This is a genomic window from Rhizobium sp. J15, assembly GCF_002531825.1.
Taxonomy (GTDB): Bacteria; Pseudomonadota; Alphaproteobacteria; order Rhizobiales; family Rhizobiaceae; genus Rhizobium.
Genome location: NZ_NWSX01000025.1, coordinates 42,051 through 55,603 on the forward strand (window position 1 = coordinate 42,051; position 13,553 = coordinate 55,603).

Below are 13,553 nucleotides of genomic sequence, written 5' to 3' on the forward strand. Positions count from 1 at the left end.
CTCAGAGCCCGCCGTGCTCCCTCAGGAAACTGACGATCGAGCTGACGCCGTCGCCGCGCTTCATGTCGGAGAACACGAAGGGGCGGCTCGCACGCATGCGCGTCGCATCCCGGTCCATCACTTCGAGATCGGCGCCGACATGAGGCGCCAGATCCTTCTTGTTGATGACGAGCAGGTCCGACCGGGTGATGCCCGGTCCGCCCTTGCGCGGGATTTCCTCGCCCTGGCAGACGGAGATGACATAGATGGTGATATCGGCAAGATCGGGTGAAAAGGTCGCCGCCAGATTGTCGCCGCCGGATTCGATGAAGACGATGTCGAGATCGGGAATGCGCTCGTTGAGCCCGGCGATCGCCTGAAGATTGATCGTCGCATCCTCGCGAATGGCGGTATGCGGGCAGCCGCCCGTCTCCACACCGACGATGCGGTCGGAAGGCAAGGCCTGCATGCGCACCAGCGCCTCGGCATCCTCGGTCGTATAGATGTCGTTGGTGACGACGGCGACCGAATAGTCGTCGCGCATCGCCTTGCAGAGCTTTTCCGTCAGCGCCGTCTTGCCCGAGCCGACCGGCCCGCCAATGCCGACACGCAAAGGTCCGTTTCTTGATTTCATCTGTTGCACTCCAATAGGATCCCGATGATACCCGCGCGACCGGCGCGCGCCACCGTCAAATGACGCAGATGCTGCGATAATCTTTCACGAGCGGAACAGCCGCGTCGCCTGCGTCTCATGGCGCAGGCTGGCGATATCGGCCTGTATGGCGGCGGAACCGAGATCGTCGAGTGTCGAGTCCGCAGCCCGCCGGGCGATCGCTGCAATCTGCTCCTCGAGGCCGGCAAGAACGGCAACGCCATCCCTCTGTCCGGCGACGCCGAGGCGGATGCCCGCCGAAACGGCCTGCGAGGCATAGGCGTGCAAGAAGACCGCAATCACCTTCTCAAGCCCAATGCCATGCGCACCCGCAACCGCTCCGACAGCGATCGGATAAGCAGCCTTATCAGGCAACCTCTCAAAAACGTCGTCCGGCCAGGCCCGCGCCGCCGCGAGGAAGGCGTCGCCGAGCAGCATGGTTTCCTGATGGCGTTCGCGCGATCCGGCCAGCGCCTCGGCGAGTGCCGCGATCTCGGCAAGGCGCTCGGGATCGGCCTGCTGCCGGTGGCCTTCGGCCAGAAGCACGGCATCGTTCCAGGCAGAACCGTGTTCGATCAGCGTGCCGATCCACGCAGCCAGCGAGGCCGCATCGCAGACGAGCCCATCGGCCACCGCCCGCTCCAGCCCGCCCGAATAGGCAAAACTGCCAACCGGAAAGGCCGGTGAAAGCCATGCCGTCAGGCGCAGCAATGCCTGCAGCTCATGATCCCCACTCATCCGCTTCAGTCGTGCTTGTGGCCGTGATGTCCGTGGTCATGATCGCATCCCGGCCCATGCACATGGCCATGGTCATGGCCGTGATCGTGTTTATGCTCATGGCCGTGATCGTGATGGGCATGACCATGATCGTGCGAATGCCCGCCATGGGCATGATAGGCTCCGCGCGCCGGCTGGAAGGGCTCCTCGATATCGAGGACGGTTGCTCCAAGGCCCTGCAGCATGGAGCGGATGACATGGTCGCGCAGGATGACGATGCGGTCTTCCTCGATCTGGGCTGCAAGATGGCGGTTGCCGAGATGCCAGGCGAGCTCGGTGAGATGCGTGCGGTCGCGTCCGCGAATTTCGAAGAGCTTCTCGTCGGCCGCAAGGATCTCGATCAGTTCGCCATCCTCGCGCACGAGCAGATCGCCATTGGCGAAAAGCACCGGATCCTTGAGATCGAGCATGACCATCTCGCCATTCTCCAGATGCAGGAGCTTGCGGCGCAGATGCCGCAGGTCATGCGGCAGCTTGACCTGGGCGGTCGGATGGGAGGAAGGGGTGCCGGCGGGAAGATAGGAGGTGACGCGCTGCATGATATGTCCACTTTGCTGAGACGACGACCATGCAAAATAGCCCTTTCCGATGCAAGCACCAATGGTCGGGCTTGCGGCTTTTATATTCCGTAGGCCTGCATCACGTTGTCGCTCCCCTGCCCCCGGCTCTCGGCGTCGGGACTGTTTTCGGAAAGCCCGTGCCAGGCATGATGCAGCCCCTCCCGCTCGTGGACGACACGGTTGCGGCCGAGCGCCTTGGCGAGATAGAGCGCCCGGTCGGCCGAGGCATAGACCTGCTGCTTGTTGCGCCCGGCGACGAGATCGGCCACGCCGCCGGAAATGGTGATTGCGATATTGTGCCCCTCCGCCAGGATCGGCCCGCCGGCGAGCCTGGCCCGCACGGCCTCGATCCGCTCGAGCCGTGCTTCCAGCGGCTCGCCGGAAACGATGACGCCGAATTCCTCGCCGCCGAGCCGCGCAACGACGGAGAACTCATCGAAGGCGGAAGTCAGCACCGCCGAGACCGCCGTGATGACGGCGTCGCCGCAGGCATGGCCGAAACGGTCGTTGATCGCCTTGAAGCGGTCGACATCGAAGATGACGAGCGAAGCATCGCCTTCGATCCTGTCCAGCGCTTCCGTGAAGGCGCGCCGGTTCAAGAGGCCGGAAAGCGTATCCGTGCGGCTGAGCTTTTCGAATTCCGCCCGCGACAGTGTCAGCTCGCGCATCGTAAACCCCGTCGCCAGCGACAGCACGCCGGAAACCGTGCCGCCGACGAGCCATGAAAAGACGGCGCCGAAGCCGATCGCATGCAGAAGATTCACCGGCAGCAGCCCGAAAAAGCCGAGCGGCGGTATCGTCAGCGCCATGATGGCGCCGGAGAGAATGACGGCAAGAAAGCTCATCTTCAACGCAAAGACATAGACGTTCCTGCGATATTGAAAATTGCCGAAATCGGCCTGCAGCGACATCCAGTTTCTCATGAGAATCGACCTTCCTGCCCGGCGTTTCAAGGCATTGATAAGAGGCCAATTGCTGCGGGTGTCTTAATCGACTCGTTAAAATTCGAATGGTTTTGGACGATTTGGCGTGCAGATTTTTTCTAGCAGGGGATGCAAGCACCCGATCCCTGAATCGGACAGAGCGGGGAGACAGTGAGATGATTGATATTAAAAGGTTTTTCCTGGCTTAACCCCAGGCCTGTTCCAGAATGGCTTACCTGTGGAAAACACAGGTTTCCCCATCGATTTTTACAACCAGATGGGGTGGACCGTTCACAATTGCGTTTACGTCAGGACTGGCCTGCGGCTGCGTCAATTGTAGACACCGAGAGATAATCGCAATGATTGTGGAAGCGGATTCCATAGGCCGGTTCGAAGCCCGGCCGAACGCAGTGCTGCGGCAGTCCAGGTGTTGCAGCCAAAGAGGGCGTTGAAATATCCCTTGGCCTCGAAGAACCGGTCGATTTCGCCGTAACCCGCATTCCGGATCGGCGCGATCTCTCCCTCGTTGCGGACGAAGCTGTCCAAGATGAAGCCGCGCAGCCGCGCCAGTTGATCGCTATCGATATCGAAGGCCATAACGGCTGGCTGCGGCTCGGTGATATGGCCAGCGAGATCCACATGCAGCACCGAGCGGTCGATCGTCAGCGCCCGCAGCACCGGCAGCGGTTTCAGCTCCGACCAGCTCGGCGTTTCCAGATAGAAGGCGCGGCCGCCCCAGCCGACGACCAGCCATTCCGCATTCGGGTGGCCGAGCGGGAAATCGCCGTCGTCGAGAAAGGAAAAAGCTGCCCGCGTCTCCTCATCGAGCGGAATGGCAATATCGGTGTGGATCGGTCCCGACAGAAGCAGAATCCGCTGCGTCGCCGCCGCGGACGAGGCCTTGACCGGCGCAAACAGTGGCCGCGGAATGAAGGTCCCGCCCGCAGCCAGCGCCAAGAGCAGGATCGTGATCCGCAACAGCCAGCGGATGCCTGTTTTCATCGGAAACGTCCGGCCCGCACGGATGATCGGGCCTAGAACAGGAAATAGCGCTGCGCCATCGGCAGCACCGTCGCCGGCTCGCAGGTCAGCAGCTCGCCGTTCGCCCGGACTTCATAGGTCTCGGGATCGACTTCGATCTCCGGCGTCAGGTCGTTATGGATCATCGATGCCTTGGAGATGCCGCCGCGGGTATTCTTCACCGCCACTAGGTCCTTGGCGACTCCGAGCCTGCCTTTCAGGCCGGCATCGAGCGAGGCCTGGCTGACGAAGGTGACGGAGGAATTGGTGAGGCTCTTGCCGTAGGAGGCAAACATCGGCCGGTAGTGCACCGGCTGCGGCGTCGGGATCGAGGCGTTCGGATCGCCCATGGGTGCAGCCGCGATCGAGCCGCCGAGCAGCACCATGTCGGGCTTCACGCCGAAGAAAGCCGGGTTCCAGAGCACGAGGTCGGCGCGCTTGCCGATCTCGACAGAGCCGATCTCATGGCTGAGACCATGGGCGATCGCCGGATTGATCGTGTATTTGGCGATGTAGCGGCGAACGCGGAAATTGTCGTTGTCGCCCTTCTCCTCCTTCTGCCGGCCGCGCTGGCGCTTCATCTTGTCGGCCGTCTGCCAGGTGCGGATCGCCACCTCGCCGACGCGGCCCATGGCCTGGCTGTCGGACGAGATGATCGAAAAGGCGCCGATATCGTGCAGAATGTCTTCGGCCGCGATCGTCTCCTTGCGGATGCGGCTTTCGGCAAAGGCGATATCCTCGGGGATCGACGGCGACAGGTGATGGCAGACCATCAGCATGTCGAGATGCTCGGCAATCGTATTGACCGTATAGGGCCGCGTCGGATTGGTGGAGGACGGGATGACATTCGGCTGGCCGCAGATCTTGATGATATCAGGCGCGTGCCCGCCGCCGGCACCCTCGGTATGGAAGGCATGGATGGTGCGGCCCTTGATGGCGCCGATCGTATCCTCGACGAAGCCGCTTTCGTTCAGCGTATCGGTGTGGATCATCACCTGCACGTCATATTCGTCGGCGACCGACAGGCAGCAGTCGATGGCGCCCGGCGTCGTGCCCCAGTCCTCGTGCAGCTTGAGCGAGGTGGCGCCGGCCAGCACCATCTCGGTCAAAGCGCCCGGCAGCGAGGCATTGCCCTTGCCGGCAAAGGCGAGGTTCATCGGGAAGGCGTCGGCCGCTTCGATCATGCGCGCGATATGCCAGGGGCCGGGTGTGCAGGTGGTGGCAAGCGTGCCGTGCGCCGGTCCCGTGCCGCCGCCGAGCATGCAGGTCATGCCCGACATCAGCGCTTCCTCGATCTGCTGCGGCGCGATGAAGTGAATATGGCTGTCCATGCCGCCGGCGGTGACGATCTTGCCTTCGCCGGCGATCGCCTCCGTGCCCGGGCCGACGATGATATTGACGCCGGGCTGCATATCGGGATTGCCGGCCTTGCCGATCGCCGCGATGCGCCCGTTCTTGAGGCCGATATCGGCCTTGTAGATGCCGGAATGATCGACGATCACCGCATTGGTGATGACGGTGTCGACCGCGCCGTCCGCCCGCGTCACCTGGCTCTGGCCCATGCCGTCGCGGATCACCTTGCCGCCGCCGAACTTCACCTCCTCGCCATAGGTGGTGAAATCCTTCTCGATCTCGATGAAGAGCTCCGTATCGGCAAGGCGCACCTTATCGCCGGTGGTCGGTCCGAACATGCCGGCATAGGCGGCGCGCGAGATCTTATAGGGCATCCATCAGGCTCCGTAGGAGGAGAGATAAGAGCATGATGCCGAAAAGTGTGTGCGGTTTTCGGACGACGTCATGCTCTAACTCTTTAATTTAGAACAGGATTCAGATTTTAGGCCAACCGGGCCTAAAATCATCCTGTTCTAGCATTTTCCCGCCGAGCCGCCTGAGGCGGCCAGCGGCAATATAACGATCGACAAGCTGCCGTTCGGCGGCAAAGGGGTGCCATTCCCAGCCGGCATGACCGAAGCCTGCCAGCGCCACTTCGGCCTCGGCATATTTGCTGAGCACTTCGGCGATGACGATCATGCCGCTGCTCGGCACGACATAGGGCGCGGGCGCAAAGGCCGAAAGCGAGGCATCGACGGCCTCGTGGACCGACTTGCCGATCACCACATGCCTCTTGCCGGTCTCCGCGCAGAAGGCGCCGAACGCCTCCGTATAGTCGTCGCAGAAATCGTCGAGATCGGGATGCGAGACGGCAAGCGGGGGCCGCATCGCGGCGAATTTTTCCGGGTCGCGCACGCTCCAGATTTCACGGGCCGAGACGACGCCGGGATGGGCGCGCCACTCCGGCGAACCGAGCATCGCCTTTGCCGGCCGTCCGGTATTGCAGACCGCGACGGCGTCCGTGCGGCTGCCGCCGACACCGTAGGAGCGGCAATCGTTGAAGCGGATGACGAAATCGGCGGCATCGATGATGCCTGCCTCTCTCTCTCCAACCTCGCCGTTGCCGACGATCACGATCTTCCTGATCACCTTAGTTGCCCATCGTTTCTTCGAGCTCTTTCAGCTCTTTGGTGCGCTTGTCCGTCTCTTCCGCCAGGCATCCGGCAACCAGCATCGGCTCCATCGTGCCGCCGCGGGCCTGAAAGCCGAAGGCGTCGCATTGGGCGTCGCGGTAATCGATCCAGGCGCGCTGCGCTTTCACCAGCGCCTTTTCCGCGCCCTTCATGTCGCCGTCGAGATCCTTGTCGATCGCCACCATGGCGGCGCGGGTCTTCTTGTATTGCTCGTTCAGCGCCTTGTCGGCAGCATCGTGACGCGCCACCTCGCAAGAGGTCATGTCCGATTGCGTCTTGGGGTTCTGGCAATCGATATCCTGAGCGGAGACGTGACCTGCCGTCAGCAGCATCGCCGCCCCGATGAGGAGGATATTCAAACGCATGAATCTCTCCCCTTGTTCTAAAGCTTGCCCATCACCAGCTGGCGGAAGCCGTAGACCTCGCGCTTGCCGGAAAGCGGGATCAGCGTCACCGAGCGCGTCTGCCCCGGCTCGAAACGCACGGCCGTTCCCGAGGGAATATCGAGCCGCTTGCCGTGCGCGGCCGCGCGGTCGAAGGAGAGGCCGGCATTGGTCTCGGCGAAATGATAGTGGCTGCCCACCTGCACCGGCCGGTCGCCCGTATTGGAAACCTCCAGCGTCACCGTCGGCGCACCGGCATTGAGTTCGATGTCGCCGCTTGCGGCAATGATTTCACCCGGAATCATCTCGTTCTCCTCAAGCTGCCCTGGGCGCGCAGCCCTCGGCCTTCAGTACGCGTTTCGTCGACGCCGAATGTCTGGCGAGCATATCAGCCGGCCGGATCGGCCTCGCGACGAGATTGCCGCCGCAATTCGGGCAGACGCCCTTCAGCATATTGTCCACGCAATCGGCGCAGAAGGTGCATTCATAGGTGCAGATCCGCGCCTCCATGCTCTCCGGCGGCAAATCCTTGTCGCAGCACTCGCAGTTGGGTCTGAGTTCCAGCATTCTATTTCCTCACCTGATCGGTTCGTGCACGGTGACGAGCTTGGTGCCGTCGGGGAATGTTGCCTCCACCTGCACGTCGTGGATCATCTCGGCAATGCCTTCCATCACCTGATCGCGGCTGATCACATGGGCACCGGCCTCCATCAGTTCGGCGACGGGGCGGCCGTCGCGGGCGCCTTCGACGACGAAGTCGCTGATCAGCGCGATCGCCTCGGGATAGTTCAGCTTGACGCCGCGCTCCAGCCGCCGCCGCGCCACCATCGCCGCCATTGAAATCAGCAGCTTGTCTTTTTCTCTCGGAGTGAGGTTCATTGCTTGCCCATCTGCTTCGCTTTAGAGATTCCAGACTTTCGGCACAGGCGCACCATTGCGCAAGGCGGAAATGACCGGGATCAGGATTTTTCTCAGCGTGAAGCCGTCGGCCGCCGCAAGGCGAACGACCAGCTTGTCGCTCCAGGCGCTTGCGCCGCTCATCGCCCCCTCGAGAAGGGGCCGGACTCTGCCGAGATAGGCTTCCGCCAGCGGCCCGGCATAAAGCAGCGTCGCAAAGGCCACCTGCCCGCCGAGCACCGCCTGGCGCGCCGCAAGCGCCGCAACACCCTCGGAAAGCCTGAGCTCCTCGGCATGGATCAGCCGGCCCGAGCGGCGGATGCGCCAGCGGTCGCGGAAGAGACCCGTACCCACCGTCTCGCCCATCGCCTTGCGGCCGAGCAGCACGGCTTCGACGGCCAGGAATTCGGCAGTGTCGTCGAGATCGACATCGAGCCGGCGGAAGAGCGCCGCCCGGTCGAAGAGAATGGTTTCCTGCGGTAGCCAGTCGACACGCGCCCCTGCCCCCGCTTCGATGCGGGTCGTCACCTCGGCGACGCCGGCCGAGGCCTTATAGATCTTTTCGCAGGCCTGGGTCGTGACGTCGATCTTCGTGCCGGCGCCGGCAACGACGCTCCAGTCCATCCGGTCGCCGCCGGTCAACCCCCCGGCGGTGTTGATGATGACGGCTTCCATCGAGGCATCGAACGTATCCGGCAGGCGGATCTTTGCCGCCCCCTCCTGATAGAGCTCACGGATGCGCGTACGGCCATCGAGCAGTTTTGCTGCCAGATGCCCGCGTCCTTCCGCTCTTTGCGGTCGCGTGGCTGTCGCCACAATCGTCATATCGTTCCTTTCAGTCGCGCCGCCGCTTCCATTCAATCGCGCTGATGACGGAAAGCAAGCAATTCCCGTGCCGCCTGCGAAGGCCGCCAGCCGGCGCGGGAGATCGGCACAGCATTGCGCCGCCTGCCGCAAAAAGCGGCAGCTGCCGGTCAGACGGTCAAATGACGGCGGGCCTCCGGCGTATCCAGCGTCTCGGCCAGTCCTTCATGCACGATCTCGCCGCGGTCCATGATGTAGACATAATCGGCAAGCTCCCGGCAGAAATCGAGATATTGCTCGACGAGCAGGATCGCCATGCCGGTGGAGTCGCGCAGGTAACGGATCGCCCGGCCGATATCCTTGATGATCGACGGCTGAATGCCTTCGGTCGGCTCGTCGAGCACCAGTATCCTCGGCCGCGTCACCATCGCCCGGCCGATCGCCAGCTGCTGCTGCTGCCCGCCGGAGAGATCGCCGCCGCGCCGCGACAGCATCGACTTCAGCACCGGGAAGAGGCTGAAGATATCGTCGGGTATGTTGCGGTCGCGGCGGCCGAGCGGCGCAAAACCGGTTTCGAGATTTTCCTTGACCGTCAGCAGCGGGAAAATCTCGCGCCCTTGCGGCACGTAGCCGATGCCCTGCTTGGCGCGGGCAAAGGGCGGCAGGCCGTTGAGCTTGGTGTCGTTGAAGGTGACGGTGCCGGCCGATAGCGGGTGCTGGCCGGTGACCGCGCGCAGGAGCGAACTCTTGCCGACGCCGTTGCGCCCCAGAACGCAAGTGATCTTGCCCATCTCCGCCTTGATGGAGATGCCGCGCAGCGCCTGGGCGGCGCCATAATGCAGGTTTGCGTTTTCGACTGTCAGCATCCGTTCACCCGTTTCCCATCAGTTCATCAGGCTGCGCCTCAGCATCTGCAGGGCGTATTCCTGTTGCGTCGTTTTTTCGCCGCCGGCGGCGGCCACATCCTCGGCAATGCCGATCAGTTGCTGGCGCTCCTGCATGTCGAGCGCCTTGATCCAAAGATCCCGGAACCGGCGGATCGGATCTTCGGGACTGGTGACGTTCTTGGACGCCCACTCACCGAAAACCAGCACCTCCTCCATGTCTTCAGGCCGGATGATGCCTTTCATGCGGTTGCGGATGACGTCTTTCGCCGCATCCAGATACATCGGCTTTTCCTGGGCAAGGCAGAAGAAGAACGCCACCGCCGCGATCGCCGGATCGGCAATCGAGGCCATCGGCGCTGCCTCCGCCTGCTTGCGAAGCTTTCCGCGCTTATAGGCGCCCCGCATGCGCTCGACGGAATCGATGATCTCGCTTCCCGCCTCACGCATCATTTTCAAACGCCAATACCAGGCGGCCGCGCCGCTGATCGCCACGACCAGAATGCCGAGAAAAGCCATGATGAAACCCCACAATAAAACCCGCCCGTTTTAGAGCGTCTTCTCCTGTCAGGTTCAAGCCTGGAAGTTGCATTCTTCACCGTCCCAGATAGTTCTCGATCACCTTCGGATCGGAACTGACGAAATCGATCGATCCTTCCGCCAGCACCGAGCCCTCCGCAAGGCACGTCACCTTGACGCCGAGGTCGCGGATGAAGCCCATATCGTGCTCGACGACGACGACCGAGCGGGTCTTGGCGATGTCCTTGAGCAGGATCGCCGTTTCCGCCGTCTCGGCATCGGTCATGCCGGCCACCGGCTCGTCGACGAGCAAGAGCTTCGGCTCCTGGGCGAGCAGCATGCCGATCTCCAGCCACTGCTTCTGCCCATGCGAGAGGTTGGCGGCCAGTTCATCGCGCCGGTGCGTCAACCGCACCGTTTCGAGGATTTCCTCGATGCGTGCCTTGTCCTCGCCCGAAAGCCGGTAGAACAGCGTCGAAAACACCGAGCGGCGGCGGTTCAGCGCCAGTTCCAGATTGTCCCAGACCGTATGGCTTTCGAAGACCGTCGGCTTCTGGAATTTGCGGCCAATGCCGAGCTGGGCGATATCGGCTTCGTCCTTCTTGGTGAGGTCGACGGTGCCGTTGAAGAACACCTCGCCCTCGTCGGGCCGGGTCTTGCCGGTGATGATGTCCATCATCGTCGTCTTGCCGGCGCCGTTCGGCCCGATGATGGCGCGAAGTTCACCCGGCTCGATGACGATCGAGAGCGAATTCAGCGCCTTGAAGCCATCGAAGGAAACGGAGACGCCGCTGAGATAAAGCACGCTGGTAGGTTTGACGTCAGGGATCATGGCGCTCACTCCGCTGCCTGGATTTTCGGCTCGACGCCGTCTTCCAGAGCCGCCGGCGGCGCAGCTTCGGTGACGCTCTTCCGCCTGGCGAAATAGTGCGCGACCGTGCCGACGACGCCCTTCGGCAGGAACAGCGTGACCGCGACGAAAAGCCCGCCGAGCGCAAAGAGCCAGACCTCCGGGAAGAGACCGGTGAAGATCGTCTTGCCGCCATTGACCAGGATCGCGCCGATGATCGGGCCGATCAGCGTGCCTCGCCCGCCGACAGCCGTCCAGATGACGACTTCGATGGAATTGGCGGGCGCGAATTCGCCGGGATTGATGATGCCGACCTGCGGTACGTAGAGCGCACCCGCTATGCCCGCCATCATCGCCGAAACGACGAAGGTGAAGAGCTTGAAATGCTCGACGCGGTAGCCGAGGAAGCGCGTGCGGCTTTCCGCATCGCGCACGCCGACCAGCACCTTGCCGAACTTCGAGCGCACGATCGCCGAGGCGATCGTCAGCGACAGCGCCAGGAAGATCGCGGTCGCTGCAAAGAGGCTGGCGCGCGTGCCGTCGGCCTGGATGTTGAAGCCGAGGATATCCTTGAAGTCGGTCATGCCGTTATTGCCCCCGAAACCCATGTCGTTGCGGAAGAAGGCCAGCAGCAGCGCATAGGTCATCGCCTGGGTGATGATCGAGAGGTAAACGCCGTTGACACGGGAGCGGAAGGCGAACCAGCCGAAGACGAAGGCGAGCAGGCCCGGCACGGCGAGCACCATCAGCGCCGCGAACCAGAACTGGTCGAAGCCGTACCAGAACCAGGGCAGTTCCTTCCAGTTCAGGAACACCATGAAATCGGGCAGGACGGGATCGCCGTAGACGCCGCGCGAGCCGATCTGGCGCATCAGATACATGCCCATCGCATAACCGCCGAGCGCGAAGAAGGCGCCGTGGCCGAGCGAGAGGATGCCGCAGAAACCCCAGACGAGATCGAGCGCCAGCGCCAGCAGCGCATAGGTCAGATACTTGCCGAACAGCGCCATGATATAGGTCGGGATGTGCAGCGGATGGCTCGGGCCGGTCGCGAGGTTCAAGACGGGCACCAGAATGGCGACCGCCAGCAGCAGCGCGACGGCGACAGAGATCCTGCGATCGAGAGACCGGAGAAGGAAGGTCGTTATCATGCTTCCACCGCCCTTCCTTTGAGTGCGAAGAGCCCGCGCGGACGCTTCTGGATGAAGAGAATGATGAGGACGAGCACCAGGATCTTGCCGAGCACGGCGCCGGCGAAAGGCTCGAGGAACTTGTTGACGACGCCGAGCGACAAGGCGCCGACCAGCGTGCCCCAGAGATTGCCGACACCGCCGAAGACGACGACCATGAAGCTGTCGATGATATAGTTCTGGCCGAGGTTCGGCGAGACGTTGTCGATCTGCGAGAGCGCCACACCCGCCATGCCGGCAATGCCGGAGCCGAGCGCGAAGGTGAAGGCGTCGACCCAGCCGGTGCGGATGCCCATGGAGGAGGCCATGCGCCGGTTCTGCGTCACCGCCCGCATCTGCAGGCCGAAGGCGGAGCGCTTGAGCAGCATCAGCAGCGTCAGGAACACCACCAGCGAAAAGACGATGATCCAGAGCCGGTTCCAGGTGATGACCAGCCCGCCGAAATCGAAGGCGCCGGACATCCAGCTCGGATTGCGGACCTCGCGATTGGTCGGGCCGAAATAGCTGCGGATCGCCTGCTGCAAGATCAGCGAAACGCCCCAGGTGGCGAGCAGCGTTTCCAGCGGCCGGCCGTAGAGATAGCGGATCACCGAACGTTCGATCACGAGGCCGACGAGGCCGGTGAAGAGGAAGGCGGCCGGCACCGCGAAGGCCAGCGAATAATCGGCAAGCGAAGGAAAGGCCGAGGCAATCGTTTCCTGCACGACATAGGTCGTATAGGCGCCGATCATCACCATCTCGCCATGCGCCATGTTGATGACGCCCATGACGCCGAAGGTGATGGCAAGGCCGATCGCCGCAAGCAGCAGCACGGAGCCGAGCGACAGGCCGTACCAGACGTTCTGGACGACATCCCAAAGCGCCAGATCGCGGTTGATCGAGTCGATCTCCGCCTGGATCGCCGGCTTCAGATCGTCAGGCGCGGTCGCCATCGCCGTCGACAGGATCGTCAGCGCATCGCGGCCGCCGCGCGCGGCGATCGTATCGATCGCGGCCTTCTTCTCCTCGATGCCGGCGTCGCTCTTCAGCACCATCACGGCGCGCGCCGCTTCCATCGTGTTTTTGATCTCACCGTCCTTCTCGCTCGAAAGAGCCGAATTCAGGAGATCGAGATTGGCGGGATCGGCGTCCTTGAGCATGCCTTCGGCCGCTGCGAGCCGCGCGGAGCGATCCGGGCTCAGAAGCGTCAGCTGGCTCATCATCGTCGTGATCGTGGTGCGCAGCGCATTATTGATCTTGACCTTCGACATCGTGTCGGGGTCGATGTCGGCGACCGCCTCGCCGGTGATCGGATCGGAATAAGTCGGCTCGTCCTCCGTGCCGCCCTGCACGAGAACGGGACCGCCTTCCGAATTGACGTAGAGCTGGCCGTCGCTCAAGCGCTGCAGGATCTGGCTGACATGCGAATCCCCGGAAGCGACGAGCGCCCGGATGGCCGCGTCACGCTCGGGAAAACCGCCGACGCCGAGCGCATCGACAAGGGCGTGCACATCGTCCTGGGCGCGAAGGCCGGCCGCCGGGAGCGTCAGCCCCGAAAGCATCAGGCAAAATGTCAGAAGAAAAATCTTGATGGCGCGAAACATCTTCTCT

The 13,553-nt window shown here is 62.9% G+C and carries 17 protein-coding genes; all 17 read right to left on the bottom strand.

Features of this window, described 5'->3' with window-relative positions; all coding sequences use genetic code 11:
• Position 1: 1 nt before the first annotated feature.
• Positions 2 to 613, bottom strand: a complete 612-nt coding sequence (ureG, locus tag CO670_RS20520; protein ID WP_097591942.1) for an urease accessory protein UreG — start codon at positions 611 to 613, stop codon at positions 2 to 4.
• Between the two features lie 84 nt (positions 614 to 697).
• A complete protein-coding gene (locus CO670_RS20525) occupies positions 698 to 1,369 on the bottom strand; it encodes an urease accessory protein UreF (RefSeq protein WP_097591943.1) in 672 nt (223 codons plus the stop codon).
• A 5-nt stretch (positions 1,370 to 1,374) separates the two neighbouring features.
• A complete protein-coding gene (gene ureE, locus CO670_RS20530; protein WP_097591944.1) occupies positions 1,375 to 1,947 on the bottom strand; it encodes an urease accessory protein UreE in 573 nt (190 codons plus the stop codon).
• Positions 1,948 to 2,027: 80 nt separating this feature from the next.
• On the bottom strand, positions 2,028 to 2,891 hold the full coding sequence (locus tag CO670_RS20535) for a GGDEF domain-containing protein (protein ID WP_097591945.1): 864 nt from the start codon (positions 2,889 to 2,891) through the stop codon (positions 2,028 to 2,030).
• A gap of 330 nt (positions 2,892 to 3,221) precedes the next feature.
• A complete protein-coding gene (locus CO670_RS20540) occupies positions 3,222 to 3,893 on the bottom strand; it encodes a TIGR02117 family protein (protein ID WP_097591946.1) in 672 nt (223 codons plus the stop codon).
• A 32-nt stretch (positions 3,894 to 3,925) separates the two neighbouring features.
• A complete protein-coding gene (ureC, locus tag CO670_RS20545) occupies positions 3,926 to 5,638 on the bottom strand; it encodes an urease subunit alpha (protein WP_097591947.1) in 1,713 nt (570 codons plus the stop codon).
• A 100-nt stretch (positions 5,639 to 5,738) separates the two neighbouring features.
• A complete protein-coding gene (locus CO670_RS20550; protein ID WP_176538991.1) occupies positions 5,739 to 6,377 on the bottom strand; it encodes a Urease operon accessory protein in 639 nt (212 codons plus the stop codon).
• Positions 6,378 to 6,393: 16 nt separating this feature from the next.
• A complete protein-coding gene (locus CO670_RS20555) occupies positions 6,394 to 6,801 on the bottom strand; it encodes a lysozyme inhibitor LprI family protein (protein WP_097591949.1) in 408 nt (135 codons plus the stop codon).
• Between the two features lie 17 nt (positions 6,802 to 6,818).
• Complete coding sequence (locus CO670_RS20560) at positions 6,819 to 7,124, bottom strand: urease subunit beta (RefSeq protein ID WP_010014268.1); 306 nt, start codon at positions 7,122 to 7,124, stop codon at positions 6,819 to 6,821.
• A 10-nt stretch (positions 7,125 to 7,134) separates the two neighbouring features.
• Positions 7,135 to 7,386, bottom strand: coding sequence for a DUF1272 domain-containing protein (locus tag CO670_RS20565; RefSeq protein ID WP_097591950.1), 252 nt, complete (start codon positions 7,384 to 7,386; stop codon positions 7,135 to 7,137).
• 9 nt (positions 7,387 to 7,395) lie between these two features.
• Positions 7,396 to 7,698, bottom strand: coding sequence for an urease subunit gamma (locus CO670_RS20570; protein ID WP_007816043.1), 303 nt, complete (start codon positions 7,696 to 7,698; stop codon positions 7,396 to 7,398).
• A gap of 21 nt (positions 7,699 to 7,719) precedes the next feature.
• Positions 7,720 to 8,541, bottom strand: coding sequence for an urease accessory protein UreD (locus tag CO670_RS20575; RefSeq protein WP_097591951.1), 822 nt, complete (start codon positions 8,539 to 8,541; stop codon positions 7,720 to 7,722).
• A gap of 149 nt (positions 8,542 to 8,690) precedes the next feature.
• The gene (gene urtE / locus CO670_RS20580) at positions 8,691 to 9,386 is read right to left on the bottom strand and encodes an urea ABC transporter ATP-binding subunit UrtE (protein ID WP_003542323.1); all 696 of its coding nucleotides are present in this window, start codon (positions 9,384 to 9,386) and stop codon (positions 8,691 to 8,693) included.
• Between the two features lie 18 nt (positions 9,387 to 9,404).
• On the bottom strand, positions 9,405 to 9,923 hold the full coding sequence (locus tag CO670_RS20585) for a hypothetical protein (protein WP_097591974.1): 519 nt from the start codon (positions 9,921 to 9,923) through the stop codon (positions 9,405 to 9,407).
• A 76-nt stretch (positions 9,924 to 9,999) separates the two neighbouring features.
• Complete coding sequence (gene urtD, locus CO670_RS20590; RefSeq protein ID WP_097591952.1) at positions 10,000 to 10,755, bottom strand: urea ABC transporter ATP-binding protein UrtD; 756 nt, start codon at positions 10,753 to 10,755, stop codon at positions 10,000 to 10,002.
• 5 nt (positions 10,756 to 10,760) lie between these two features.
• Positions 10,761 to 11,924, bottom strand: coding sequence for an urea ABC transporter permease subunit UrtC (gene urtC, locus CO670_RS20595; RefSeq protein ID WP_097591953.1), 1,164 nt, complete (start codon positions 11,922 to 11,924; stop codon positions 10,761 to 10,763).
• Positions 11,921 to 13,546, bottom strand: coding sequence for an urea ABC transporter permease subunit UrtB (gene urtB, locus CO670_RS20600; RefSeq protein ID WP_097591954.1), 1,626 nt, complete (start codon positions 13,544 to 13,546; stop codon positions 11,921 to 11,923). The genes urtC and urtB overlap by 4 nt, the downstream gene beginning before the upstream one ends.
• Positions 13,547 to 13,553 lie beyond the last annotated feature (7 nt).

Coding starts and splice junctions, on each gene's coding strand:
- ureG (WP_097591942.1), bottom strand. CDS start 613: ATGAAATCAAGAAACGGACCTTTGCGTGTCGGCATTGGCGGGCCGGTC.
- CO670_RS20525 (WP_097591943.1), bottom strand. CDS start 1,369: ATGAGTGGGGATCATGAGCTGCAGGCATTGCTGCGCCTGACGGCATGG.
- ureE (WP_097591944.1), bottom strand. CDS start 1,947: ATGCAGCGCGTCACCTCCTATCTTCCCGCCGGCACCCCTTCCTCCCAT.
- CO670_RS20535 (WP_097591945.1), bottom strand. CDS start 2,891: ATGAGAAACTGGATGTCGCTGCAGGCCGATTTCGGCAATTTTCAATAT.
- CO670_RS20540 (WP_097591946.1), bottom strand. CDS start 3,893: ATGAAAACAGGCATCCGCTGGCTGTTGCGGATCACGATCCTGCTCTTG.
- ureC (WP_097591947.1), bottom strand. CDS start 5,638: ATGCCCTATAAGATCTCGCGCGCCGCCTATGCCGGCATGTTCGGACCG.
- CO670_RS20555 (WP_097591949.1), bottom strand. CDS start 6,801: ATGCGTTTGAATATCCTCCTCATCGGGGCGGCGATGCTGCTGACGGCA.
- CO670_RS20560 (WP_010014268.1), bottom strand. CDS start 7,124: ATGATTCCGGGTGAAATCATTGCCGCAAGCGGCGACATCGAACTCAAT.
- CO670_RS20565 (WP_097591950.1), bottom strand. CDS start 7,386: ATGCTGGAACTCAGACCCAACTGCGAGTGCTGCGACAAGGATTTGCCG.
- CO670_RS20570 (WP_007816043.1), bottom strand. CDS start 7,698: ATGAACCTCACTCCGAGAGAAAAAGACAAGCTGCTGATTTCAATGGCG.
- CO670_RS20575 (WP_097591951.1), bottom strand. CDS start 8,541: ATGACGATTGTGGCGACAGCCACGCGACCGCAAAGAGCGGAAGGACGC.
- urtE (WP_003542323.1), bottom strand. CDS start 9,386: ATGCTGACAGTCGAAAACGCAAACCTGCATTATGGCGCCGCCCAGGCG.
- CO670_RS20585 (WP_097591974.1), bottom strand. CDS start 9,923: ATGGCTTTTCTCGGCATTCTGGTCGTGGCGATCAGCGGCGCGGCCGCC.
- urtD (WP_097591952.1), bottom strand. CDS start 10,755: ATGATCCCTGACGTCAAACCTACCAGCGTGCTTTATCTCAGCGGCGTC.
- urtC (WP_097591953.1), bottom strand. CDS start 11,924: ATGATAACGACCTTCCTTCTCCGGTCTCTCGATCGCAGGATCTCTGTC.
- urtB (WP_097591954.1), bottom strand. CDS start 13,546: ATGTTTCGCGCCATCAAGATTTTTCTTCTGACATTTTGCCTGATGCTT.